21 protein-coding genes are annotated in these 25,088 nt (G+C 37.8%); 16 read left to right on the top strand and 5 right to left on the bottom strand.

Annotation, left to right across the window (positions count from 1 at the left end; all coding sequences use genetic code 11):
- The 16 genes from HMPREF9448_RS08295 (at nucleotide 1) to HMPREF9448_RS08220 (ending at nucleotide 19,747) form a co-directional block, all read left to right on the top strand.
- On the top strand, nucleotides 1–2,412 hold the full coding sequence (locus tag HMPREF9448_RS08295; RefSeq protein ID WP_008862153.1) for a GumC family protein: 2,412 nt from the start codon (nucleotides 1–3) through the stop codon (nucleotides 2,410–2,412).
- Between the two features lie 248 nt (nucleotides 2,413–2,660).
- Nucleotides 2,661–4,205: a lipopolysaccharide biosynthesis protein gene (locus tag HMPREF9448_RS08290; protein ID WP_008862152.1), complete on the top strand. Its 1,545-nt coding sequence runs from the start codon at nucleotides 2,661–2,663 to the stop codon at nucleotides 4,203–4,205.
- Nucleotides 4,202–5,059 (top strand): polysaccharide pyruvyl transferase family protein, encoded by an 858-nt coding sequence (locus tag HMPREF9448_RS14215; RefSeq protein ID WP_008862151.1) that lies wholly within the window; start codon nucleotides 4,202–4,204, stop codon nucleotides 5,057–5,059. Before HMPREF9448_RS08290 ends, HMPREF9448_RS14215 begins: the two co-directional genes overlap by 4 nt.
- The gene (locus HMPREF9448_RS14210) at nucleotides 5,056–6,057 is read left to right on the top strand and encodes a glycosyltransferase (RefSeq protein WP_008862150.1); all 1,002 of its coding nucleotides are present in this window, start codon (nucleotides 5,056–5,058) and stop codon (nucleotides 6,055–6,057) included. Before HMPREF9448_RS14215 ends, HMPREF9448_RS14210 begins: the two co-directional genes overlap by 4 nt.
- The gene (locus tag HMPREF9448_RS08275; RefSeq protein ID WP_008862149.1) at nucleotides 6,054–7,169 is read left to right on the top strand and encodes a glycosyltransferase family 4 protein; all 1,116 of its coding nucleotides are present in this window, start codon (nucleotides 6,054–6,056) and stop codon (nucleotides 7,167–7,169) included. Before HMPREF9448_RS14210 ends, HMPREF9448_RS08275 begins: the two co-directional genes overlap by 4 nt.
- A 5-nt stretch (nucleotides 7,170–7,174) precedes the next feature.
- Nucleotides 7,175–8,128: a glycosyltransferase gene (locus tag HMPREF9448_RS14205; protein ID WP_008862148.1), complete on the top strand. Its 954-nt coding sequence runs from the start codon at nucleotides 7,175–7,177 to the stop codon at nucleotides 8,126–8,128.
- Nucleotides 8,125–9,252 (top strand): glycosyltransferase family 4 protein, encoded by a 1,128-nt coding sequence (locus tag HMPREF9448_RS08265; RefSeq protein WP_008862147.1) that lies wholly within the window; start codon nucleotides 8,125–8,127, stop codon nucleotides 9,250–9,252. Before HMPREF9448_RS14205 ends, HMPREF9448_RS08265 begins: the two co-directional genes overlap by 4 nt.
- Nucleotides 9,253–9,254: 2 nt before the next feature.
- Nucleotides 9,255–10,541 carry an O-antigen ligase family protein gene (locus tag HMPREF9448_RS08260; protein WP_008862146.1) on the top strand — a complete coding sequence of 429 codons (1,287 nt, stop codon included), beginning with the start codon at nucleotides 9,255–9,257 and terminating at the stop codon, nucleotides 10,539–10,541.
- A gap of 1 nt (nucleotide 10,542) precedes the next feature.
- Nucleotides 10,543–11,550: a glycosyltransferase gene (locus tag HMPREF9448_RS08255; protein WP_008862145.1), complete on the top strand. Its 1,008-nt coding sequence runs from the start codon at nucleotides 10,543–10,545 to the stop codon at nucleotides 11,548–11,550.
- Nucleotides 11,543–12,640, top strand: coding sequence for a glycosyltransferase family 4 protein (locus HMPREF9448_RS08250; RefSeq protein ID WP_008862144.1), 1,098 nt, complete (start codon nucleotides 11,543–11,545; stop codon nucleotides 12,638–12,640). The genes HMPREF9448_RS08255 and HMPREF9448_RS08250 overlap by 8 nt, the downstream gene beginning before the upstream one ends.
- Before the next feature lie 23 nt (nucleotides 12,641–12,663).
- Nucleotides 12,664–13,821: a glycosyltransferase family 4 protein gene (locus HMPREF9448_RS08245; protein WP_008862143.1), complete on the top strand. Its 1,158-nt coding sequence runs from the start codon at nucleotides 12,664–12,666 to the stop codon at nucleotides 13,819–13,821.
- A gap of 72 nt (nucleotides 13,822–13,893) precedes the next feature.
- Nucleotides 13,894–14,919: an acyltransferase family protein gene (locus tag HMPREF9448_RS08240; RefSeq protein ID WP_262483659.1), complete on the top strand. Its 1,026-nt coding sequence runs from the start codon at nucleotides 13,894–13,896 to the stop codon at nucleotides 14,917–14,919.
- An 18-nt stretch (nucleotides 14,920–14,937) separates the two neighbouring features.
- Nucleotides 14,938–15,999, top strand: coding sequence for an acyltransferase (locus HMPREF9448_RS08235; RefSeq protein WP_008862141.1), 1,062 nt, complete (start codon nucleotides 14,938–14,940; stop codon nucleotides 15,997–15,999).
- Between the two features lie 344 nt (nucleotides 16,000–16,343).
- The gene (locus HMPREF9448_RS08230) at nucleotides 16,344–17,105 is read left to right on the top strand and encodes a WecB/TagA/CpsF family glycosyltransferase (RefSeq protein WP_008862140.1); all 762 of its coding nucleotides are present in this window, start codon (nucleotides 16,344–16,346) and stop codon (nucleotides 17,103–17,105) included.
- Nucleotides 17,106–17,556: 451 nt separating this feature from the next.
- Nucleotides 17,557–18,645, top strand: a complete 1,089-nt coding sequence (gene gmd / locus HMPREF9448_RS08225) for a GDP-mannose 4,6-dehydratase (RefSeq protein WP_008862139.1) — start codon at nucleotides 17,557–17,559, stop codon at nucleotides 18,643–18,645.
- 13 nt (nucleotides 18,646–18,658) lie between these two features.
- The gene (locus tag HMPREF9448_RS08220; RefSeq protein ID WP_008862138.1) at nucleotides 18,659–19,747 is read left to right on the top strand and encodes a GDP-L-fucose synthase family protein; all 1,089 of its coding nucleotides are present in this window, start codon (nucleotides 18,659–18,661) and stop codon (nucleotides 19,745–19,747) included.
- Between the two features lie 149 nt (nucleotides 19,748–19,896).
- On the opposite strand, the gene HMPREF9448_RS08215 is transcribed toward HMPREF9448_RS08220, so the two are convergent.
- The 5 genes from HMPREF9448_RS08215 to HMPREF9448_RS08195 form a co-directional block, all read right to left on the bottom strand.
- Nucleotides 19,897–20,997 (bottom strand): SGNH/GDSL hydrolase family protein, encoded by a 1,101-nt coding sequence (locus HMPREF9448_RS08215; RefSeq protein WP_008862137.1) that lies wholly within the window; start codon nucleotides 20,995–20,997, stop codon nucleotides 19,897–19,899.
- Nucleotides 20,998–21,161: 164 nt separating this feature from the next.
- A complete protein-coding gene (locus tag HMPREF9448_RS08210) occupies nucleotides 21,162–21,890 on the bottom strand; it encodes a hypothetical protein (protein ID WP_008862136.1) in 729 nt (242 codons plus the stop codon).
- A 35-nt stretch (nucleotides 21,891–21,925) separates the two neighbouring features.
- The gene (locus HMPREF9448_RS08205) at nucleotides 21,926–23,122 is read right to left on the bottom strand and encodes an outer membrane beta-barrel protein (RefSeq protein ID WP_008862135.1); all 1,197 of its coding nucleotides are present in this window, start codon (nucleotides 23,120–23,122) and stop codon (nucleotides 21,926–21,928) included.
- A 24-nt stretch (nucleotides 23,123–23,146) separates the two neighbouring features.
- Nucleotides 23,147–23,674 carry an RNA polymerase sigma factor gene (locus tag HMPREF9448_RS08200; RefSeq protein ID WP_008862134.1) on the bottom strand — a complete coding sequence of 176 codons (528 nt, stop codon included), beginning with the start codon at nucleotides 23,672–23,674 and terminating at the stop codon, nucleotides 23,147–23,149.
- A 147-nt stretch (nucleotides 23,675–23,821) separates the two neighbouring features.
- Nucleotides 23,822–25,066 carry a DUF1015 domain-containing protein gene (locus tag HMPREF9448_RS08195; RefSeq protein ID WP_008862133.1) on the bottom strand — a complete coding sequence of 415 codons (1,245 nt, stop codon included), beginning with the start codon at nucleotides 25,064–25,066 and terminating at the stop codon, nucleotides 23,822–23,824.
- Nucleotides 25,067–25,088: the final 22 nt, after the last annotated feature.

The raw sequence follows: 25,088 nt of genomic DNA, 5'->3' as shown, positions 1-25,088 counted from the left end.
ATGGAGCTCATTCAAGAAACTAAGAACGATAAGAAAAATGAAGGAGGGGTAACCCTGCGGGATATTGTCGAGTTGGTATTCGATAATTGGTATTGGATTGTGCTATCGGTCGTTATATGTATGTCGGTCGCATGGTTTTATTTAGCTATGCAAACACCGTTATACAAGAGAAGCGCGGTAATGTTAGTGAAGAGCGAAAACAAATCGGGAAACGATATGTCGGCTGTTCTTGAATTAAATGGGGGCATATCGGGTAGCGGAGTCGAGAATGAAATCTATATTTTGCAGTCGCATCAATTAATGCGTGAAGTTGTCGGACGCTTACATTTGGACGTCACTTATCAGGTAAAAAATTGGTTGCACTATGATCAGTTGTATGCCGAGTCGCCTATCCGGGTGAATTTCTTAGATGCTTATACGGCTCCGGTTTCTATGGAAATTAAGCCCTTAAATGGGAATCGTTTTTTACTGAATCAACTCAAAATAGGTACGAAGAAAAGTGACAACGAAGGCCAAGAGTTTTTGTTCGGTGATACTATAATTTCCGCAGCCGGTCGATTTATTGTAGAGGATATCCCCGATAAAATATCGGCCTATTATAATGTACCGGTCGAAGTATCTCGTATAGACTTGAATACTGCGGCAAATATTTATCATTCGTTTATTTCGACCTCTTTGGCCGGAGAACGTACGACATTGGTACAAATAAACTGCGTAGACTCGAATATCTCGCGTGCCGAGGCTATATTGAACGCTTTGATCGATGTTTATCGGGAAACGATTATCGAAGATAAAAACCGCATTGCGACCAGTACGGCTAAATTTATTAATGAACGAGTCGAAATTATCAGTAAAGAGTTAGGTGACGTAGAGAATGAATTGACCGATTTCAAACAAAAGAATCGCATTGTCAGTATAGATGCAGCGGCCACTCAATTTATGAGCGAAAGCAGTAAGATGAGAGACGAATTGGTGCAGCTGGAAACCGAATATGCCATCGCACGGGCGGTAGAACGTTATTTGACCGATAATGAAAATGGGAAGCAGTTGATACCCAATGTATCGGGGGTAGGGGATAGTGGCTTGCAAAATCAGATAACGACCTATAACGAGATTCTGTTACAGAGAGAAAGATTAGCCGCCAACTCGGGTGAGAATAACCCTTTGGTAAAAGATTTAGACAATAATTTAGCCGCTGTAAGAGTCAATCTTACAGCCTCGATGGATAGTTATCTGTCTACACTGAAACTAAAATTGAGAAAGGCCCGGGAGGTTGAGTCGCAGACACTCGATCGTATCGAGTCGGTCCCTCAACAAGAGAAAAAGGCTTTGGGCATTATACGTCAGCAAAGTATTAAAGAGTCGTTGTATACATTCTTGCTGAATAAACGAGAAGAGAATGCTTTGCAGTTGGCTATTACCGAGGCCAATATACGGGTGATTGAGTCACCCTTCGGTTCGTCGGCGCCCGTCGCCCCGGCTCGCAGAATGTTATTGATGGGAGCCTTTATCGTGGGACTCATTATACCGTTGGCGATACAGCTTTTGCGATTATTGTGGAACACCGGTGTGAGGGGGCGTAAAGATATTGAGGATTATACGTCGATGCCTATATTGGGCGAAATCCCATTGATGAAAGACCGAGATGGAGAACATGCCATTGTCGTGGAAGAGAATAAGACCAGCAGTGTGGCCGAGTCTTTCAGGTTATTACGTTCCAATATGGATTTCGTCGCTCCTCAGGCACGGGTCGTTATGTTTACGTCTACTATGCCGGGAGAGGGAAAAAGTTTCGTTTCCCGCAATTTTGCCGTAACATTGGCTATGACCAATAAAAAAGTGGTTTTGCTCGATATGGATTTGAGAAAACGCACATTGAGTAAAACATTGGATCTGACTACGAAAAACGGTGTGTCGACTTGGCTTTCCGGGAAAAACAACAGTGTGTCCGAGCTCGTTCAGTCCAGTAACATTCATGCGATGTTCGATATCATCTCGGCCGGTATTGTACCTCCCAATCCTTCGGAATTGTTGATGAGCGATCGATTACCTGTTTTGGTGGAAGAGTTGAAGAAACAATACGATTATATTATATTGGATTGCGTGCCGGCATTAGTCGTAGCCGATTCTTCTATCATCGGTCGGGTAGCCGATCTTACGGTCTATGTAATCCGTAACGGAATGTTGGATCGCCGTTATTTGCCGGAATTGGAAAAACTCTACCGGGAGAATAAATTCAAGAACCTTACGGTTGTCATCAATGGTGTCGAAATGGAGAGCAAAAAGTATGGATACGGTTACGGCTATGGTTATGGATACGGTTACGGCTATGGAGTGGAACATGGAAGAAAGAAAAAACGTAATGTCATCTATAAAATTGCTCATAGAATAGGACGGATTTTTAGGGGGTAAATTTATCTGTCTTTTACCTCTTGCTTTGAATCCTGTTGGTACTTTAATGCTATTGCTTATTACCCATGATGAGATAGAGGGAAAACAATAGTTTAAGCGTGGATTTGTAAAATAGAATTGAAAATAAAACTGCTCCTGCGTCGATGTAAATCCAAGACAGGGGAGACGCTGGAAGAAACGATAGTTTCAGAGGAAAAGGGTTAAGTCTTTCTTCCGGTAATAATAAAAATAGAATATCTTTATATTATATGCCTCAACAAGAATCGCGGGTCAAAAAATCATTGTTGAATGCAAGGGTCAATCTCATATTCTATTTCCTGACTCTTATTCTCTCGTTTTTCTCCCGGAAGATATTTCTCGATACGCTGGGAGCTGATTTTGTGGGACTCACCGGCACGTTGCAAAATCTGCTCGGATTCCTTAATTTGGCAGAATTGGGGATAGGAAGCGCCATAGGTTATGTGCTTTATAAGCCCCTATTCGAGCACGATGAGGGAAAAATCAACGAGATTATCTCTGTGTTCGGTTATCTCTATCGTTGGATAGGTTTTATTATCTTGGGTGCAGGTATTGTACTGGCTTGCTTTCTTCCGTTGATATTTCCCAATACGGAGTTTGAGATGGGAGTTATCTTTTTTGCCTATTTCTCGTTTTTGGCCTCCTCGTTAATCGGTTATTTTGCCAACTACAAACAAACGCTTTTGGGAGCCGACCAAAAAAATTATGTGGTTACCGCCTATTTCCAAACAGCAAATATTATAAAGGTTCTCATTCAAATGGCTTCGGCCTACTATACCGGCAGTTACTACCTGTGGGTTGCCATTGAATTAACCTTTGGCATTATTTATTCTTTCATATTGAATTGGAAAATCAATCAAGTCTATCCGTGGCTTCGCAGTGAAGTGCGTCAAGGCAAGCAACTATTCAAAAAATATCCCGAGGTGATGAAATACACCAAACAGTTGTTTGTTTATAAAATTTCTTGGCTGATTCGATTTCAGTCCCAAAATATTTTAATATATTTTTTTTCATCTTTGAAGATGGTTGCGTATTATGGAAATTATAGTATAATTTTTGATAAGTTGCTATTTTTATCAGGGAATATATTTAATAGTATTTCTGCAAGTATTGGAAATTTGATCGCGGAAAATAATAAAGAAAAAATTTTCCAAACTTATTGGGAGCTGTTTAGTATAAGGTTTATTTTTACGAGTATAATAGCTTTTTCTTTATATGTATCAATGCCATATTTTATATCTTTTTGGCTTGGGCCAAAATATATATTGACACATACAGTATTTTTATTGATGGTTATTTCATTATTTTTTGATCAGATAAGATCCATTACAGATCAATTCCTTTTTGGGTATGGTCTGTTTTATGATGTATGGGCTTCTATTTTAGAAGCTGTAGTTAGCATAAGTGTATCTATTGTATGTGGATATTGTTGGGGCTTAGAAGGTGTTATTTGTGGTAATATTTCTAGTAATGTATTTATTGCACAGATATGGAAGCCTATATTTCTTTTTCGGAAAGGGTTTAATATGAAACCCAAATATTATTATACGAATTTAATTATCTATGTTGTTTTATTATGTATTAGTTTGTATATTTCTTTATATCTAATTAATAATATATTAACGAGTCCTAATAGTTTAATTTCTTTTGTCTTTTATGTTTTGATATGTGTAGCAGTGTTTGGATTTATATTAATTTCTTTTTTATTGCTATTTACAAGTGGAACAAGAAATATTTTTAGAAGAATTTTTAATCTTAAAATTTTTGTGAGATGACGCCTAATTATCGATTATTGGATATAAAATATCTAATAACAAAAAAGATTCCATTAATTGTTTTAGGAAAGATAAAAAGGAATCTACTTCCTGTTTATTATGTGAGATGGTCTAATAATTTTGGAGATTTATTAACTCTGATGATTTTGAAATATTATGGTTTTACACCTGTTTTTTCATATCAGAAACGAGCAAAGTGTGTGGTTATAGGAACCATATTAGAGTTAATCCCATTTGATTTTAGTGGCTATATTTTAGGTTCTGGGTGGACGAGGTCTAGAAAGGGAAATTTTCCCAATGCCATTTTTATGGGTGTTAGAGGTTTCTTGACTAAGGAATATTTAGATATAAAAGACGATGTTTGTATTGGGGATCCAGGACTTCTTATAAGTGAAATTTATCCATGCTCGAAATTAGAAAAGAAATATAAGTTGGGAATTATTCCTCATGAAAGTGAGATAGAAGATAGCAAGACGAAAAAAATAAAAAATAGATTAGGAAATAAGTGTATCATTATTAGCCCTAGAAATAGGAATCCTCAAAAAGTGTTAGAACTAATAAATTCGTGTGAGTATATAGTCTCTTCTTCTTTACACGGTTTGATTGTTTCAGATAGTTATGGAATTCCGAATGGTTGGATTAAGATTAATGAAATAGATGATAGCAAAGATTTTAAATTTTATGATTATTACTCATCCTTAGGTGAAACATTAACACCTTTTCAAATTAATGGAAATGAGTTTATTGAAGACTTTATAAATATATGTAGAACTCCTCAAGTTGCTAAAATAATGAAAATTAGAGAAAAATTAAATCGGATGTTTCTAAATTTTAAAATAGATATACATAAATGAGACCAACTATTTTTTGTCTAATGCCTGTAAAAAATGAGGAGTGGATTATAGAAAGATCTCTTTCTTCTGCGAGTATTTGGGCTGATAAAATCATTGTTTCAGATCAAGGTTCTACGGATAGGACTGTTGAGATTGCCCGGAGATTTCCAAAAGTAACTTTATTGGATAATTCTAAATTAGAAGAATTTAACGAGCAAGAAATGAGGGCTCCTTTATTTGCTGAAGCTAGAAAATATTCAGGAAAAAAACTTCTTATTTCTTTAGATGCAGATGAGATATTCACGCCAAATTTTGATAGTCCAGAGTGGAATTCTATGTTGAATGCAGAGGAAGGAACACGATTTATATTTAATTGGTATCATATATTACCGGATTATGAAAATGTTTTTACAACAATTTATAATACTTGTGCATTTATGGATGATGGCAGTGAGTATAATGTTGGATTAATTCATGTTCCAAGACAGCCAATTCCAGTTCGCCCTGTTTTGCAGATAAAATTAAATGATATTTCGATATTACATTTTCAATTTATAAATTGGGAAAGAATGGAAAGGAAACACATTTGGTATCAGATGTATGAAAGAATTTTTTATCCTAAGAAAAGTTGTATTTCTATTTATAGGGGACTTCACTATGATAAGCATTTTTTAGAGAGATATAAAAAGATACCATTAAATAGAGAATGGATAGATGGATATAAGACTTATAAAATAGATATTACGACAGTTCATTTGGTTCCTTGTTATATATGGGATGAAGTTATTATAAAATATTTAAATACATATCCTAAAAAATATTTTAATAGGATAGACATGTGGAATATTAATTGGGTAGAAAAAATTGATAAAAATGTATCTTTTGAAAAAACTAAATTTGAAGATAAAAGAACAGTTTTAGATAAAGCATTAATGTATTATTTGAGAAGAACTCAAGGTCGGAAGGATACTTTAGGAATAAAGATTATTGATAGGATATTAAAATTTCTATTTAGATGAAACGGCTGCTCATTGATATAAATTCGATTATTCCTTATTATACAGTTGGCTTTGTTACAGGGATCGGTCGCTCTACACTTGAATTATTAAAAGCGCTATCAAAAGTTGAAGATATTCCTTTTGAAATAGTTTTATTCTCTCAAAATACGCGAGGTGTAAAGGCTAAGAAGGATTTCTCATTTAAATATTTGCATTTTTATATGCCATATCGGAAATTTTTTAAAAAGATATCCAGTATACTACAATTGAAACGATGGTTTTGTAGATATGATCTTATTCACATGCCTAATAATACAGATCTGGAAGAAAATGAACGGAAGGTTATTTATACGATACATGATTTAATAGTGTGTCGTTATCCTGAAATGTGGGGAGTAGAGAATGACTTGTCTTTTTTTGTTAAGTTAAAATTTTCGTTAAGGAATTGCAAAGCAATAGTAACTTGTTCGGAATCCTCAAAAAGAGATATTATAGATTTTTCCGGAGTTCCCGAAGATAAAGTTATATCAATACCATGGGGTATTGATAGGGAGAAATTTAGATCTGTAAAAAAGTCTGATTTTATTAAACGTGTGGGGATATCTTCGTTGTATTATTTTTCGGCTTCATGCAATCACCCTCGTAAAAATTTATCTCTCATATTGCAAGCCTATCGTGATTATTATGAGAAAGGTGGAGTAGGTCAATTAGTTTTGTTGAATCCAAATAAAGCCGAGATGATAGGATTTGAAGATTTGATGAGGAGTAAAAGGATAATTGTCTGCCGATGTATTTCTGACGAAGAGTTAGTAGAGTTGTATTCTCATGCTCAATGCTCGATTATTGTATCGGAATATGAAGGCTTTGGATTCCCTGTTTTAGAATCTTTGGCATGTCATACCATGGTACTTTCAGCCGCTAATAGTAGTTTGGTGGAAGCAGGAGGGAATGTTGTGGATTATGTCGAGTCGTTAAGTGTGGAGGCGATAAGTCGAAAAATGTTGAAGTATGATAAAAAGGAAAAGTATGAAACAATAGATATAAAAAAAATAGAATCTCATCTGAATAATTTTACGTGGGAAAAATGTGCTGAGCGGTATATTAATTTTTATAGAAAACAATTGAGCATATAATATTTATGACTTTTTCAATCGTTATACCCACTTACAATGGAGCTGATTTTATTGAGCAGGCATTGCTTTCGGCATTGAATCAGAGTCGACCTGCCGATGAGATAGTCATATCTGATGATAATTCTTCTGATGATACGCTTGCTATTTGCCAAAAATATACTGATCGGATAAAGATTTATCGGAATCTGCAAGGGCCGTCAGGATTTGTGAACGGTTGGAATCATGCAATAGAAAAAGCTACTGGAGAGTATATTTCAATTCTTCATCAAGACGATTTGTTAGCTTCCACTTTTTTGGAAGAAGTCGAAAAAGCATTAGCTGTTTATCCTGATGTGAAACATTTATTTGCTCCGTGTAATTATATTGATGGAGATGGTAATAATTTGCAAGACCTCGATTATTGCACGAGTGAAATAAAACGGTATACGGGAATAGAGTATGTGCGAGCTTATCAGACGATTGGTCGTCCGCATATACATCGTTGTCCCGGGGTGGTAACCCATAGAGATATTTTTAAAGTTTGCCAGTATCGGGAAGAAGCGGGTCATATAGCCGATGATGATTTTTTCTATCGGGTAGGACAATATACCGATGTGGTAGGGATATTGAGTCCGTTGGCTTCGTATCGGTTACATAGTAAATCGGAGACTGGGCACTTGAAAAACATGCAACTGGTTCAACGGTTGGCTCATGATTATATATTTCAAGTGAAGCAGTGGATGGAGTGTGATTTTATGGGAAAAAAGGAGTTTGAATATTTTTGTTCTCTTGCTGCCCGTTTTGCATTTGAAGAATTCTATTATGGAGTTAAATATAAACAGTGTACTTGGGAAAAGGAGGGTAAGGACTATATGGAATATTTAAAATTACAGGATATAAAAATTTTAATTAAGTATAGACTTTTTCTTTTGTTAACTTCGTTTTTGGGAAAAAATCTTTTATCAAAATTGTTAAAATGACAATCCTTATTTGCATACCTTGTTTGATGACCGGTGGAACGGAGATTCAGACGCTGAATCTCGTACGGGCACTTGTTGCCGGAGGACATCGGGTAGTAACGACATGCTATTTCGAATATAGCGATGATATGGTCGTCCGATTCCGAAAAGCCGGTAGCGAGGTGGTTTGTCTGAGCCCTACCGGAACGCGAGTGAATGGTTGGCGGGGAATACTTTTTTTATACAAAGGATTACGCAGGGTATTGAAGCAGTATAAACCCGATGTGGCTCATGTGCAATATATGGCTCCGGGTGCTATTCCTATCCTGTTGCTGCGATGGTTAGGAGTACGGCAGATTATTACCACGGCACATACGGCAGCCGATATCTATCCTAATTTACGGCTGGTACATTTTATTCAACGACATTGTGTGCGGGCGTTTACATGTATTACCGAGCTGGCCGAGCGATCTTTCTTCGGGACATCTCGATTGTATAATGAGAATACTCCTTTGAGCAAACGCAACCATTTTACGATTTATAATGCGTTGCCTCCCGGCTTTTCTATTGTGAGAGAGAATAGGAGCTTTGTTCGCCCAATCACGATAGGGGTTGTCAGCCGATTGGAAGAGATTAAGGGTATGGATTTGGTTGTTCCGGCATTTGCACAGGTGAAAAAGCGATATCCCGATACCCGATTGGTGATTGTGGGGGACGGTTCTTTGCGGGTGAAAATGCAACGACAAGTGCAAGAGTGCGATTGTACCGAAAATGTCGAGTGGGCAGGTCGTCAACCGCAGGAGAGATTGACGGAGTGGTATCGCCGCATGGATATCGTACTGATGCCCTCCCGTAGCGAAGGGTTTGGACTGACGGCTATCGAGGCAATGGCGAACGGTTGCGTGGTAGTCGCTTCCCGAACGGGAGGATTGCCCGAAGTTGTTCAAGACGGAGAAGTCGGGCTGTTGCACGAGGTGGGTTCAATTGACGATATGGCAAATAAAATCGTATCGCTGATCGCGACTCCTGAGTTGTTACAAAAATATTCATCAGACGCGATACGGTATGTTCGTAGGTATAGTTTCGAACGCTATTCTCAGTTGTTTAATGATTTGTATAAAAGATTGGTAACGGCTAAACGGTAAATATGTATTTACTCAACTACATATATTTTCTTATTATCACTTTGTTGGGATTGAAGTTTTTGACGATGAAACGGGGAGTGATGGTCAACCCGCTGAATCGGGAGCAGAAGATGGTGATGGACGGCCCGGAGATGTTTTGGGTGTTGACTTTTTCTACCGGATTATTAGCACTATCGGCTCCCGGAGCATTAGATTTAATGGCTATCCGATTGATGGTTTTGGAGGTCTTTTGCATAGTGGGACTGTTTATTTGTAAGCGATCTCCGCAATGGAGCCCGGCCATAGTATTTTATTTGTTATATATTGTTTGGTTAGTAATCGGGTTGAGTTATTCTCCGGCTCCCGGATATGGATTCCGGGTAATTTTGAAATACCTCTATCCTCTGTTGATAATGCTTTTTGCCTCGGCTACGGTGCGGGATAAAGAGGTCTTTCTCAAAGCCGGATTAGGAGCTCGGTTGGTAGCTCTCGTCTCTATCGGTGTTTTTTTTATACCATATGTCGTTCGTCTTTTTCCCGGAGTATTTTGGTATGGTACAGCAAGTGCCATTAACTACATATCGATGTGTATTTTTTCTTTGGCTCTCTTTTATTATACCGATGAAAAGAGGAAGAATCTTTTACTATGTGTGTTGTTTATGCTTCCTTGTATCTTATGGGTGTTTCGCACCAGTATTATGGGAACTACATTGGCTTTGATGACATTTTTCTTCTTTAAATACAAGTTGAAATCGTTACCCGTAATATTTGTTGTATTGGTATTGTTTGTTGTAGCTGTTTTTGCTATACCTTCAGTACGGGAGAAGATGTTTAAGGATAGCGAGAATGTATCTATCGAACAGTTGCAGCGGGGCGAAATCTCGAAAGACGATATTAATAGTAACGCTCGTTTTGCTATGTGGGAAGATTTACAAAGTCGGTTTTATGATGGAAAAGAACTGATGGGTTCGGGGATAGGAAGTGTCCAAAACTATATGTATAGTAATTTCGTGTTTGGAGGCTTGAAAGTGCCTCATAACGATTATGTTCAAATGTCTTGTGACAGTGGTATCATAGGTGTCGTATTATATCTGTTGGCGGTTTTTGCTATTATTGTGCATAGTTTTTTTGTATATCAAAAGTATACCGATGTATCTATAAAGATGTGCGCTATCGTAGCCGGGAGTAGCATAGTCGGGGTTGCTCTTACGATGTATACCGATAATGTGGTCAATTACTCTATGGCGACACTTTCTTATCCGTTCGGATTTTATGGAATGATGTTAGGACTTATAAAAAAAGAAAGATAGTATGAAGAAAAAATTATATGTATATATAGACCCAATTAATATAAAATTTCCGGGCTTTTCTATTATTGCAAATAGGATGGTAAGATATATCCCTAATTGTGAAATTATAGATAATTTATCGAAGTGTAATAAATCGGATTGGATTTTACCAATGGGGATTGTTGCCGGGTTGAATTTATTGAAGGAAGGGGGACATTGTAACACTATTTTTTTGGTGGATGCATTAACCTTAGGATTTAAAAGTACTATAAAGTTTAGTTGGAAATATAGTTCTATTTTTAAAAAATCTTGTATATTTGATGTATTACGGTTAATAAAATATATACCTATTGAGAGAAAGATTGTTGAAAAATATAAAAAAATTATTGTTGTATCTTCTCATGATCAAAAATATTTAGAGAGAAAATATAAGAAAGCAAATTTTTATACAGTAACGAATGGCGTCGTACTTCCGTCAGAAGACTGTATAAAGGAGAAGCAATTTGGATATACTTTAGGAATATTACATTATTGGGGGTGTGGTGCCCTTATTGAAATCGACTGGTTTGTAAAATCTTATCTTCCTAAATTAAGATTGAAATATCCTCAGTTAAAAGTTATAGCTGCAGGCCGAGGTGCGGATAATACAGTTAAAGAGTATTTTGATAGAAATCGGATAATATTTTTGGGTGAAGTAGAAAATTTATGTGATTTTTTTAATTCTATCGATATATACATAACAACTGTTCGTAAGGAATGTGGAATTTTGAATAAAGTGTTAGACGCATTTGCGTATAAAAAAATAGTATTGGGTTTGGACCATAATATGTATCCTTTTTCTTCAATTAAAGATGCTTATTTAACGTATCATAATTATCAGGAATGTGAGGACGCTATAAAATATATTGCTAATAATAGTCAAGAAATACGTCAAAAAACTTTGATTGCATATAGATATGTACAAGAACAACATAATTGGGAGAAAAATATAAAATTATTGGAGCAAATTATAAATAATGATTATGAGTAAGTTGCTGTTCTTTGCATCAGATTTTAAAATAGGGTTAAGTACGCTTTTGGCCGATGAGTTGATAGCGCTTTATCGATATGGTATTGAAGTATGTGCTGTTGCCGGAGAAAATGAACAAGAATCTGGATTGTCGGAGAAAATAAAAATAGAGGCTATTCCGATCTTTCGGATTGATGGTCTAGACAGACATGAAAAATTTAAGGAATTAGCGATTTCTTTAATTGATATAATGGTTAAGAATAAGATACGAGTTGTTCATGTACAAAATAATTGGCAGTTAGCATTGATGGCTTATGTTAAATTCAAATTATGCTTTAAGCAAAAAATTCGAATTATATATACTCTACATGGATTTCGTCATAATCATTTATTGAAATCTTATGTAGCACAAGTAATAATTGGATTGGGATTATTGTGTTTTGCGGATAAAGTAATTTGCATGAGTGGCTATTTGCGTAAAAAATTTAAGCTATTGTCTTATAAAATTGAATTATTGCCGTTAGGAGTATCTACTTCTTTTTTCTCAGGAAATTATTGTCCGTTACCTCAAAATGGTTTGCAAATGATTTTTCCTGCTCAGTTTAGACATGGTAAAAATCAAGATATCATTATTCGGGCTTTTGCAGAGCATATCAGGCGGACAAATGATAATGATTCAAAGTTAGTACTTCCTGGGGCTGGTGATTTATTGAGTGAAATGAAAGGTTTAACAGAAAGATTAGGTATTTCAAATCGAGTGGAGTTCCCGGGTTTACTTTGTAAGGAAGATGTACGATTATTGTACTTGAAAAGTAATATAGGAATAGTTTCGAGCAATAGTGAGACTTTTGGACAGAGTATTGTTGAACCTTTTGTATTAGGACGATGTGTTATTTCAACCCCCGTTGGAATAGCCAATGATATAATACAAAATGGTGTAAATGGTTATATATATACTTCTCAAAAGGATTTGGTAGAAAAATTTGATTATTTGTATACTCATCAAAATATGATTTATCAAATGGGTGAAAATAATTTTAAGGAAAGGGATTTATTTAATTGGGAGAGAATAAGCCAAGTTTATAAAGAAAAAATTTTATTTCTATCTTGATAGACTACATATTCTTATTAATTATGAAAATCCTTATTGTCCATAATAATTATGGGAAGTATAGCGGGGAAGAGGCTGTTGTCGATAAGATGGCAGACATGCTTATGTCTCACGGTCATGAGGTGGCGTTTTATCGCCGGACAACCGAGGGGGTAAGAGAATCGGCCGTTGGGAAGATAAAGGGATTCTTGTCGGGGATTTATTCATCGTCCGGAGTGCGAGGTATGCGGGATGCCTTGCGACGGGAACGTCCCGATATTGTGAGTGTGCACAATCTGTATCCGTTTATCAGTCCGGCTGCACTTTTCGAGTGTAAAAAGGCCGGAGTTCCGATCGTTATGACTATACATAATTTCCGATTGATTTGTCCCACGGGATTATTTATGCGTGATGGTTTGCCGTGTGAAGTGTGTTTGGAGCGAGGTAATGAGTGGAGTTGTGTACGATATAACTGCGAATGTAGTCGATTAAAATCGATTGGATATACCCTTCGCAATGTATATGCCCGTTGGACAGGTGCTTATCGAAAGAATGTAGCTGCGTTTGCTTGCATTACCGATTTTCAACGACAGAAGTTGATCGCTGCCGGATATGAAGCCGAAAGGGTAACGGTTATTCCGAATGGTATCGATGCTCCGGCCTCGTATGATTTAACCGGGGGTAATTATGTGGCGTACATCGGGCGATTGAGTTATGAAAAAGGATACGACTTATTGATAGAAGTAGCTCGCAGAAACCCGTCTATTCCGTTTCGATTTGCCGGGGCTAAGCGGGAACAAAGCGATATGGAGATTCCCGGTAATGTCGAGTTCATGGGATATTTACAGCAGGAAGAGCTTTCGGACTTTATTTGTCATTCCCGTTTTGTCGTGATGCCCAGTCGCTGTTACGAGGGGTTCCCTATGGCTATTCTTGAAGCTGCTTGTTACGGTAAACCTACTATCGGGCCGGCTCATGGTGGTTTTACCGAGATTATCGGTCGGGGAGAGCAGGCGATAGGAGACTTGTTCGAGCCTAATAATCTAGATGATTTGGAGCGAAAAGTGGTATCGTTGTGGAACCGTCCCGACGAGATTGCCCGATTGGGTGAGAAGGCTTTCGAGAAACTGAAACGGGAATATTCGTCGGAAGTAATTTATCAAAAATGGGATAATCTATTTCAAAAATTAATAAAAGAGTAATTATGCAAGAACAATTTAGGGGGGGGGCAAAAATCGTGCCAAAATAATTTAGGGAGAGATTCTAATATAGAATTGTTACGATTGGTATGTATGCTGTTCATTTTGTTGCATCATTTTATTGTTCATGGGTCGGAGTTTGTTACTGCTCCATCTGTATGGTTAACAATAATGAATAGTTTTTTGGTAATTGCTGTTGATTGTTTTGTTTTAATATCTGGATATTTTGGAATAAAAGCGAAGTGGAAAGGTTTTATTCATTTGTATGTATTGTGTGCCTTTTATAGTGTGTTTTTAACCTTATTTTCATTTTATGAAACAGGCCAATTTTCTATAAAAGAATTTCTCTTTTCATTTTTAGTCTTTTCCAATTCTAAATGGTGGTTTATACAATGTTATGTTTATTTGTTTATTCTGTCTCCGATATTGAATATTGTGATTGATTCAATTTCTAAAAATAGGAAAGTATTTATTGCTTTATTGTTGATCGGTTCAATTTTGACTTTTTATTTCGGATATTTATGGAAAGGAAGTATTAATCAAGATGGATATAATGTGATGAATTTTATTTTCCTTTATTTTATAGGACGATTTGTTGCCTTGTATATTGGATTTATTAAAATACGGTTTAGCATTGCATTATATTTAATGAATGTAGCTGTAATTTCTCTTATTGGAATAAGCATTTTACTGATGAATATCAATGTAAAATGGGTTTCTTTATTGTGCTTTCCTTATAATAGTCCATTTGTTATTTCAGCTGCTATTGCTTTTTTTCTATTGTTTAGAAGTCTAACATTTAAAAACTGTTATGTGAACTGGATGGCTTCGTCTGCTTTATCAATCTATTTGATACATGAGCATAATTACATTTCTTGTAAATTATATAATTATATAAATTCGTTAAGTAATATGGCTGATAGTAATTATATATTATTTATAAATTTATTGTTTTTGGCCTTGATTATTATGGTGGCCTGTATTTTAATAGATAAGTTACGGATGTTTATTACCAATCCAATAGAGCGCTTGATTCTTAAAATCAATTGGGATGGGTATACAAATAAATTAGTTACAAAGATTGATAATTGGATTGGTTGAAAAAATATTGAATTTAATATGAAACAATTATGCAAGAATAATTTAGGGGGGGGGCAAAAATCGTGCCAAAATCGAATAATAGGGCTGGATTTAGTTCGAAGCTGTGCGATATTATTTGTGATAGCAGGCCATTTTTTTGTCTTGAATACTCCATTTAAAAATACAGATTTTGGAGGCTTTTCGATGTTTTTGCAGGCAATGTCCATTCCGTTATTTATGACGGGAGTTCCGTTATTTCTTCTGTTGACCGGTTATTTGAATATCAATAAAACGGTATCGAAACGGTATTATAAAGGCTGTATTCGGGTACTGGCTTCTTATTTTCTGTTTTCGCTCCTTACGATTTTGTTTCGTAAATATTATTTACAAGAGGATTTGACTTGGGCAAAATGGATTTTGAAGATATTCGATTTTTCGGCTATACCATATGCATGGTATATCGAGATGTGGATAGGATTGTTCCTCTTGACACCGTTCTTGAATATGTTGTATAAAGCAATACCTACTCGGTGGCAGAAACAGATTTTGATATTGACATTGTATGCGATGACGGCATTGCCCGATTTGTTGAATCGGTATGGGCTACATTTGGTTCCTGGATTCTGGGCTTCGTGCTATCCGTTGACATTTTTCTTTGCCGGCTCTTATATTCATGAGTATAAACCACGGTTTGAAAGTTGGAAGTTGTGGATTGTGATTTTGTTATTGTGCCTGATAAATCCTGTATTTAATTCATTGTTCGTACATAATCATACGCTTATTCAAATTGCGGGAGGCCCGTGGGGTGTATTTGGAACGGTTATTGCTTTGGCATTTTTTCTGCTGTTTTATCAGACCGATTTCAAATTACCGGTATTGCGTAAAAGTTTGACAAAGATTTCGCTTTTGTCTCTCGATATGTATCTATGTTGTTATCTGTTCGACGCAATGGTTTATCCCTATTTCATGGAACACTATTTTGTGAATCAGTCGCAATTTGGGATCTATTTCTTTGTTATTGTTCCCATATTGTTTATTAGCTCATTCTTATTGGCTTGGGTGAAAGAGGGTACATTCTGTTTGGTGAAAAGGTTGATGTAAAAATTTGTACAGTTTTAATTTTTTCTATTTTCTTCTTAGTGAAATTACGAGAAGCCGGGACTTTTGAATCGTAAGCAAGAGGCATATTGTCGTAGATTGTATTTCAGTAAATATTTCTCTGCTTCTGTGATTCCCGTGTTTGGGAGGGGAGAATGGTGTGAAAAAGATTCGGAACGGTGGAGTAGATAGGGAATAACGAGGGATTATATTTCAAGTAGAGTAATACATTTACAAACCGAGTAAATAAGTCATCGATGGGCTCGGTCTGAAATCAAACAAGCGGGTAAGATTGTTTTATAGTCGGGATAGGGGAGTTCCGACAGTCACTTTATATATCAATTTTTATGGAGAATTATTTCAATATCAGGTATGAGTTTGATAAACGAGCTGTTTTACAGGCTATCGACGAAGCGTTGTTATTGGGGAAGCCGGGATATATATGTGTCTCGGACGGGGTTATTTTAAGTACGGTAAACCGGGACCCGGATTACAGACAGGTTGTAGATGGAGCGATGTTCTCTATTTGTGATAGTGGTTATGTACCCTTGTATTTGCGATGGATTTATGGTATAGAACGTCACCAGTATTGCGGAAGCGAGATTTTTATGGATATTGTCCATATGAAGCGATATAAAATGGCTTTTCTTGGAACGACGCAAGCGACTTTAAACGGGCTGCAAAATAACTTGTCGGAGATAGATCCACGAATTGCAAACATGTGGTTTTACTCATTACCTTATAAGAGAGTTGAAGAGTTTGACTATCCGGCTATTGCCGAGATGTTGGAAAAAGATGGCTCCGAGATTATTTGGATTGCATTGGGTGCTCCCAAGCAAGAGATATTTATGAGCAAATTAAAACCCTATTTGAAACGAGGGGTGATGATCGCTGTGGGAGCGGCATTCAAATTTTATAGCGGAACCGATGTGAACAGGGCTCCTTATTGGATGGTGCGGGCTCATTTGGAATTTTTGCACCGAATTTATTGCGAACCGAAAAAGCAAATAGGGCGTTGCTCGATGATTGTGTACTCTCTGCCTAAATTGCTTTATCAAGAGTGGAATCGCAAGCGAAAACGTAAAAAATTGGCGGGAAAAACCGAGTGATTGATTCGAGGAAGTAGGCCGGTAGAGCCGAATTTGAAAATTTGACACTACATTTATCTTTTGTTATATTTATGGAATATAAGAAGCTGTTTTAAATTTATTCCGAGACAGGGGCTCAACATGGCCGGAACATACCTGCTTGCAATGATAATATTATTTCTCAATAAATTTAAAACAGCTTCTAAGATGAGTCTTATCAAAAGGCCTAAGCGAGCTTAACTTTTTTGCTTTCGACTTTCGCTATATTTGTAGAATATAGGATACGGTTCGGCATAGCCCATTCGGAAATGTGATTTCCGTTTGCCTTTGCAATCACCTTTCGCTATATTTGTAAAATGAAGGAATTGCTTCGGTAAGGAACTCGAATAAGCTCGTTTTTTGCATTCGGCTATATTTTTATGATGACATTATAAATAGATGAAATAATCAATAAAAGCGAATAAATACAGTTATGAAAACAGCGCTAATTACCGGTATTACCGGGCAAGATGGGTCATTTCTTGCAGAATTTTTATTGGAAAAGGGATATGAAGTGCACGGAACGATTCGCCGGTCTTCGGTAGACTATCGTGAACGTATAGCCCATTTGGAAGGTTTGCCTCATTTCCATTTGCATTATGCCGATTTAGGAGACTCGATGAGTCTGATTCAGGTGGTCGGGAAAGTAAGACCCGATGAAATATATAATTTGGCAGCTCAAAGCCATGTACAAGTGTCATTCGATGCCCCGGAATTTACAGCCGATGTAGATGCCACCGGTGTGCTTCGCATTCTTGAAGCCGTCCGCCAATGTGGTTTGGCCGAAACTTGTCGCATTTATCAGGCTTCGACATCGGAGTTGTATGGTAAGGTAGAACAAGTTCCGCAAAACGAACAGACTCCATTCCACCCATACAGCCCTTATGCAGTGGCTAAGCTCTATGGATTTTGGATTGTCAAAGAGTATCGTGAGGCTTATAATATGTTCTGCTGTTCGGGTATCTTGTTTAACCATGAATCGGAACGTCGAGGGGAGACTTTTGTGACTCGTAAGATTACATTGGCCGCCGCTCGTATTGCACAAGGGAAACAAGAGAAGCTCTATTTGGGAAATCTTTCGTCGTTGCGAGATTGGGGATATGCCAAGGATTATGTAGAGTGCATGTGGCTTATTTTACAGAATGATAAACCCGAGGATTTTGTGATTGCCACCGGTGTACAGCATTCGGTACGGGAGTTTTGTCAGTTGGCATTCCATCATGTCGGTATAGAATTGGATTTCGTAGGCGAAGGGGAGAATGAGAAGGGTATAGACCGGGCGACCGGGAAGGTCGTTGTCGAGGTTTCTCCTGATTTTTATCGTCCTACCGATGTGGTGAATTTGTGGGGTGACCCGACGAAAGCAAAGAAAGAGTTGGGGTGGAATCCCATGAAGACCTCTTTTGAAGAATTGGTGAAGATTATGGTCGATGCCGACATGGCGAAAGTGGCGGTCGAGAGAGCCGGAGACGAGATTCGCATGAACTTGGCTGAATATCTGGAAAAGGGTATTGTTAAATAAGAAAAGAGTCGGTATGGAAAAGAGTGCCAAAATATATGTAGCCGGGCATCATGGATTGGTGGGATCGGCTATTTGGAAGAATTTGCAGGAAAAGGGTTACACCCATTTGATAGGTCGTTCTCATAAAGAATTGGATTTGCTCGACGGGGTTGCTGTGAAGAGATTCTTTGACGAAGAGCAGCCGGAGTATGTGATTTTGGCGGCCGCTCATGTTGGGGGGATTATGGCAAACAGTATCTATCGGGCAGATTTTATCTATCAAAACTTGCAAATACAGCAGAATGTCATCGGTGAAAGTTTCAGACATGGAGTAAAGAAATTGTTGTTCTTGGGCAGTACTTGCATTTATCCGCGTGATGCTCGACAGCCGATGAAAGAGGATGCATTGTTAACTTCTCCGTTGGAATATACGAACGAGCCGTATGCGATTGCCAAGATTGCCGGTTTGAAAATGTGTGAAAGTTTTAATTTGCAATATGGAACCAACTATATTGCTGTAATGCCTACTAACCTCTATGGTCCTAACGATAATTTCCATTTGGAGCGAAGCCATGTGTTGCCTGCTATGATTCGTAAAATACATTTGGGAAAATGTTTAATGATGGACGATTGGGGCGCTGTTCGTAAAGATTTATCGTTGCGGCCAGTGGAGGGTATCGACGGAACCGCCACGACAGGAGCTATTCTCACGGTGTTGAGTAAGTATGGTATTTATCCCGATTATGTGGAATTGTGGGGGACCGGGAAACCGTTACGTGAGTTTTTGTGGAGCGAGGAGATGGCCGATGCTTCGGTATATATTCTCGAACATGTCGATTTCTCTGATGTGAAAGGTGATAACCCGGAAGTAAGGAATTGCCATATCAATATCGGAACAGGTAAAGAAATAACCATAGCTGCTTTGGCTCACCGGATACGGGAAGTTGTCGGTTATGAAGGAGAGATTCGGTTCAATGCCGATAAACCGGACGGGACCATGCGTAAATTGACCGATGTTTCCAAACTACATGCTTTGGGGTGGCATCATAAAATCGAGATAGAGGAGGGGGTACAAAAGATGTACGATTGGTATATTGCAGACCACACGGACTTGTTTCGTTAAGATAGTTCTACCCAACATATAAAAAAGCCCAGAAAGATTGAGGTCTTTCTGGGCTTTTTTATATTTGACTTTTACAGAATATAGCTTGGCTCAAAATAGATCCGTTTTATTTTGAGTCCGCCTTCCGTAATGTTTTTTGTTGAAGATGGTTAATCTGTCCAGCTCATTAACTTACGGAGAAATGGAGTCAGTTCGTCAGCCATTCGTTGTTGTTGTAAAAGGCTGGGATGCCAACTTGCTCCGTATCCTAATTCTCCGGTTTGGGGAGTCATATCGAAACGATATACTTCGAGGTCTCCGGCTTTGTGAAGTGTATCGGAGAGTCGGTCGAGCGTATTTTTAACCAAAGACAACGACTCACCATGAAGCATACAGCCTGTAAGCCACACGATTTTGGCTTTTGGATAATTATTGCGTACTGTTTTATGGAAAGCGAGATAGGCATTATACAAACGATCCGTATCATAACCGGGCGTGCTGGTATCGTTTGTACCGAGGTTTATGCATACGACGTCTGGGATATATCGGGAGAAGTCCCAAATTTCGGAGGAATCATTGAAAAGAGTTTGATTATACATGGCAGGCATACAATCTGGACTGCCTTCACGTGGCCCGTTATAATTTCGGTAGATACCTATTCCACTGCGAGCTATCACAAAATGTTGGGCATGGAGGTTTCGGGCAGTGATTGCAGCGTAGGTGTAATAGTGATTTTCCGTTTCTTCGGTAAAGGGATCGGAGGCTTCAACACTCTCTATTCCATATCCACATGTGATGGAATTACCGATAAATTCTATTTTGCGTTGTGGAAGGTTTGGCGGGGATACCAAGTTTTTCCCTTTGTCAAGCAAAAAGCCTTTGAATTCCGGTTGACGATGGAAAGCCTCTATTACATTCATGATAGTCGCAGTATGAACCGTATCGTTTAGTGCTGTGGCAAGGGTAACGATCGAGTCGGAGGGGGAATTGAATGAAATTTTGAAAGGGGCAGCGTTGTCGATCTTTACCATAAAAAATCCACTCATGGGCTTGGCATACATTTTTAGAGATGTACCCCGGAATGAAGCCCGTATTTGAACTCCGGGATAATTGAAACGAATAGCATCCGGAGTTTTATGACTAATACGGCCTATGTATTGAATATATCGGTGCGAGGGATTTATAAACTCTCCTTGCAAAGAAAGAGTTTTCGAGAAAGAGCTGAACCCTGTCCATAGCAGGGCGATAGCAAAGAAAAAAAGTTTTTTCATCGTTTTTTATGAGTATTATAAGGAGACAAAGATAGTATTATTTTGTAATTATTGCAATGGGTGAAATCGATAGAAATGCTTCCATTTTTATAAAAAGAAAGAGGTATCCTCACGGACACCCCGTCTGAAATTATAAACATCAAAAATAAAAGTTCTTTATAGAATTAGTTTAGTGTCGAAGGTCTGTTATATGTTATAGAAAATAGTTTACTGGTTCCGTCGCCGTTATTGGTCGATAAATTGGAACTTTCGGCATTGTATCTTACAACGACGTTAATATCTGTGTCACTCGGATATTGAGGTAATTTGAAAGAAATATAGTCCGAGCTTTTGCTATCTTTGATATTCCCTTTTTCATATATGAGAAAGAGTGTATCTGTTTTAGCTTCTGGATTGTATAATTTAGGTTGGACTAGCTTCAAAGAACTCGGGTCACCATTTTCTACATCATGTTTGACATATGCAAAAGTCAATATCGTGTCGTCTTTGCGATAGCTTAGGAAAGGTTCTACACCATATAGTGTGGGCAATGTGTCACTAGCGAAAGAGGATATAGAATTGTCGAATGTATAGTTTTTACAATCGAATTTATGTACCCCTGCAATCGTGGCATTGTATATACCTTGCGCCAATTGGGTTCCCTGATTATCGAAATCGATGGTCGTGGTAGCTAATATTCTGTCGCCTACTTCTAACCTTTCACCTTGTAATTCTGCGCTTGTCGCAGATATACCGGCTCGGTCTATAAACATATAGGAAGTTCCTGTCGAAGTTTTATAGATACTGCCCGTAGAGTATACAGATAAGGTATTTCCGCCGTCGCCTAAACAGCCGGAAAATGATAAAACGCCACAGAGCAAAATTAGAATAGATACAAGTTTCAATGTGTTCATTATTTTTTTGTTCTTAGTTTATAAATGTTGTTCGTTTAAAAGCCAGTTCTTATTCCCAACGTTAATCCAAAGTTGAAAGGTTTATCTTTCCATATATTGTGTATACTCGAATTATTCTCGATATAATATGCGATATGGGGCTCCAAATAAAGTTCCGTTTGCTTATACAGTGTGAGAGCCGCTCCCAATTTGGCCTGTACAGAGAATTGTACATTTTCATGTTCGAGCTTTTTATACCCAGACCCGGAAATTCCTTCGTCGTGTCCTTCGTCTTTCTGTTGTCCGGTAAGGTAAAAATCAACCTTTCCTCCCGCAGAAGCATAAAAAGATGCTCGTTTCACTCGGGCAAATCGATATATAATATCTATGGGAATACCTAAATAATGTAATTCTTGACTACCGTTTCCGTTGGTTGAATGATATTTGGAGTATAAATAAGTGTATATTATACCTGATTCTAACTCCCAATTTTTTGCCAAACTTTTGGAAACTGTGGCTCCCACAGATAATGGCATCTTGTGGTCAAATTCATAAACTGGATTCCTTCTTGCCGACATCATCATTAGCGGATTTCTCGTGCGAATAGCTTTTGCCGGATTCTTACTGTTTCCAGAGGTCGCATTGGATGCCATAAGTCCGAATTTTAGCCCATTGCTTTTACCCTTTTTCATCGATTCGGTAATTGCAAGATCGGCCTCTTTCAGTTTTTTGCCGTCATTTTCGAAATCTTCTAACTTTTTCCGATAGGATTGTGAATCGTATTGTTCTGATTTCGTATTGTTAGATCTGTTTTCTACTTGAGATTCATTCATTTTATTCGTTTCGACGATTTCAATTTTTGAGTCAGTTTGAGTTTCTTGCTTTGTTTGACTCTGAGACTGAGGCGATGAAACCGGTAAAAATTTGGGTGTCTCTACCGAAGGAGATTCAATACTTGAATGAAGATTTGAAATAGAAGGTTGTGTTATTGTGGGAGCTGTGTAATCCTCATTAACAGCGAGAGGTGCGGATATTTCTTTATCCGGATATTGCCATAAAGCCACCGTAACGATAACACCCATAACGATTGCAGCGGCCGAATACCACATGATACGACGATAGAGGGGTACTTTATTGGGTACTCTTTTAAGCAATCTCGACTCAATACCCGACCACATGGCATCCGGAACATCGGATTCATGTTGTACCAGTTTGGTGCGTATTGCTTTTTCGAAATTCTGATCGTCTATCATTAATAGATTGTTATCAATACCTGTTTACTTTAATTCTTTAATCCATTTTTGCAGCAATCTTTTTGCCCGTGTATACTGCGATCTCGAAGTACTTTCATTGATGTTTAAAGTCTCGGCTATTTCTCTATGTGAATAGCCTTCGATAGCAAACATATTGAAAACCGTCCGAAAGCCCGGAGGTAGTTGCGCGATGAGTTCCATCAATTCATCGGCCGAGATTTTTTCTACGGCAGAGTAGTCGGCCTCTTGCTGTGGTTCTAACGCATTTAACTCGACTCCGTTTCTTAACAGATCGTTTTTGCGTAAAGCCTCTAATGCCGTATTGACAAAAATACGCCGCATCCATCCTTCAAAAGAACCTTCGTAACTGTAACTCCGTATGGAAGAAAAAACTTTGATAAATCCGTCTTGCAAAAAGTCTTCTGCCATTTCTCGATTATCGGCATAACGCAAACACACTGACATCATTTTGCGAGCAAAAGTTTCGTAAAGTAACTTCTGCGCTCGAACGTCGTTGTTTTTACAAGCTTCTATCAGCTCTTTTTCATTCATACCGATTTACTCGGCCTGAGTTACTTCTACATTAAATAGATGTAATCAAACCCTTTTTTGCTGCATGAGATAAAAAATAATATAGCAGTTCTTTGTTAAATAATATTATATCAAAGAACCGCTAAGTGTGGAAATAGGCCAGCCTTCTCACTCCAATTTATGAATAATCAGCCCAGATCTTAATTTAGGTTCGAACCATGTTGTTTTGGGTGGCATTATGTTACCCGTATCCGCTATGTCCATCAGTTGTTTCATCGATACCGGATATAGAGCCAAAGCCATTTTCATTTCACCGCTGTCGACTCTGTGTTGCAATTCTTCGAGTCCCCGGATTCCTCCGACGAAATCGATTCGTTTGTCCGAACGTAAATCTTTTATACCCAAAATATCCCTGAGAATTAGGTCGGAAGATATAGTTACATCGAGTATTCCTATGGGATCGTTATCGTCGTATGTACCTTCTTTTGCCGTTAAGGAATACCATTTCCCATCTATATATAGAGAAAAATTATGTAGCTTTTTCGGTTTATATATTTGCACTCCTTTTTCTTCGACAATGAAATTTTCTTTTAGTTTTTCAAGAAATTCATGAGGGGTAAGTCCGTTCAGGTCTTTTACAACTCGGTTGTAATCGATAATCTGTAATTGAGATGCTGGAAAGCAGACAGCTAAGAAGTAATTGTATTCTTCGTCACCGCGATGATTGGGATTTTGCCGTGCTTTTTCATTCCCTACTAGGGCGGCCGCAGCCGTTCGGTGATGTCCGTCAGCAATATATAAATTGGGAATTTGTGCAAATAGTTCTGTAATTCGAGCTATTGTTTTATCGTTGTCGATTACCCAAAAATGGTGTCCGAATCCATCGGGAGCTACAAAATCATATTCAGGAGAAACAGAAGTTTCTTGTTTGATGATTGCAGCGAGTTCTGTATTATCAGGATAAGCGAAGAATACCGGTTCGATGTTGGCATTATTGATACGCACATGTTTCATACGGTCTTCCTCTTTATCTCGCCGAGTAAGTTCGTGCTTTTTAATTGCTCCCGACATATAGTCTTCGACACATGCACCTACGACCAATCCATATTGAGTATGTCCGTTCATGGTTTGAGCGTAGATGTAATAATGTTCTTTGTTATCTTGTACCAACCAACCTTTCTCTTGGAACATATTAAAGTTCTCTACCGCTTTTTGATAAACTTCTGGACTATGTTCGTCCGTACCGGAAACAAAATCGATCTCAGGTTTAATAATATGGTAGAGCGATTTTTCATTGCCATCGGCTTCTTGGCGCGCTTCTTCTGAATTGAGAACATCATAAGGTCGTGAGGCCACCTGCTCGACGAAATCTTTCGGAGGACGTATTCCCTTGAATGGTTTAATCTTTGCCATAGTAGATAGAGGTTAGGTTAGT

Origin of the sequence: Barnesiella intestinihominis YIT 11860, from assembly GCF_000296465.1 — a bacterium.
GTDB classification, from domain to species: domain Bacteria; phylum Bacteroidota; class Bacteroidia; order Bacteroidales; family Barnesiellaceae; genus Barnesiella; species Barnesiella intestinihominis.
Note: the sequence above shows the minus strand (reverse complement) of the source record. Positions and strands in the feature narration are given on the sequence as shown.

Bases quoted from the DNA above. Each gene is read 5' to 3' on its own strand.
- HMPREF9448_RS14215 (WP_008862151.1), top strand. From the start codon at position 4,202: ATGACGCCTAATTATCGATTATTGGATATAAAATATCTAATAACAAAA.
- HMPREF9448_RS08205 (WP_008862135.1), bottom strand. From the start codon at position 23,122: ATGATAGACGATCAGAATTTCGAAAAAGCAATACGCACCAAACTGGTA.
- HMPREF9448_RS08215 (WP_008862137.1), bottom strand. From the start codon at position 20,997: ATGAAAAAACTTTTTTTCTTTGCTATCGCCCTGCTATGGACAGGGTTC.
- HMPREF9448_RS08290 (WP_008862152.1), top strand. From the start codon at position 2,661: ATGCCTCAACAAGAATCGCGGGTCAAAAAATCATTGTTGAATGCAAGG.
- HMPREF9448_RS14210 (WP_008862150.1), top strand. From the start codon at position 5,056: ATGAGACCAACTATTTTTTGTCTAATGCCTGTAAAAAATGAGGAGTGG.
- HMPREF9448_RS08250 (WP_008862144.1), top strand. From the start codon at position 11,543: ATGAGTAAGTTGCTGTTCTTTGCATCAGATTTTAAAATAGGGTTAAGT.
- HMPREF9448_RS08220 (WP_008862138.1), top strand. From the start codon at position 18,659: ATGGAAAAGAGTGCCAAAATATATGTAGCCGGGCATCATGGATTGGTG.
- HMPREF9448_RS08230 (WP_008862140.1), top strand. From the start codon at position 16,344: ATGGAGAATTATTTCAATATCAGGTATGAGTTTGATAAACGAGCTGTT.
- HMPREF9448_RS08245 (WP_008862143.1), top strand. From the start codon at position 12,664: ATGAAAATCCTTATTGTCCATAATAATTATGGGAAGTATAGCGGGGAA.
- HMPREF9448_RS08255 (WP_008862145.1), top strand. From the start codon at position 10,543: ATGAAGAAAAAATTATATGTATATATAGACCCAATTAATATAAAATTT.
- HMPREF9448_RS08200 (WP_008862134.1), bottom strand. From the start codon at position 23,674: ATGAATGAAAAAGAGCTGATAGAAGCTTGTAAAAACAACGACGTTCGA.
- HMPREF9448_RS08275 (WP_008862149.1), top strand. From the start codon at position 6,054: ATGAAACGGCTGCTCATTGATATAAATTCGATTATTCCTTATTATACA.
- HMPREF9448_RS08210 (WP_008862136.1), bottom strand. From the start codon at position 21,890: ATGAACACATTGAAACTTGTATCTATTCTAATTTTGCTCTGTGGCGTT.
- HMPREF9448_RS08260 (WP_008862146.1), top strand. From the start codon at position 9,255: ATGTATTTACTCAACTACATATATTTTCTTATTATCACTTTGTTGGGA.
- HMPREF9448_RS08195 (WP_008862133.1), bottom strand. From the start codon at position 25,066: ATGGCAAAGATTAAACCATTCAAGGGAATACGTCCTCCGAAAGATTTC.
- HMPREF9448_RS14205 (WP_008862148.1), top strand. From the start codon at position 7,175: ATGACTTTTTCAATCGTTATACCCACTTACAATGGAGCTGATTTTATT.
- HMPREF9448_RS08295 (WP_008862153.1), top strand. From the start codon at position 1: ATGGAGCTCATTCAAGAAACTAAGAACGATAAGAAAAATGAAGGAGGG.
- HMPREF9448_RS08235 (WP_008862141.1), top strand. From the start codon at position 14,938: ATGAAACAATTATGCAAGAATAATTTAGGGGGGGGGCAAAAATCGTGC.
- HMPREF9448_RS08265 (WP_008862147.1), top strand. From the start codon at position 8,125: ATGACAATCCTTATTTGCATACCTTGTTTGATGACCGGTGGAACGGAG.
- gmd (WP_008862139.1), top strand. From the start codon at position 17,557: ATGAAAACAGCGCTAATTACCGGTATTACCGGGCAAGATGGGTCATTT.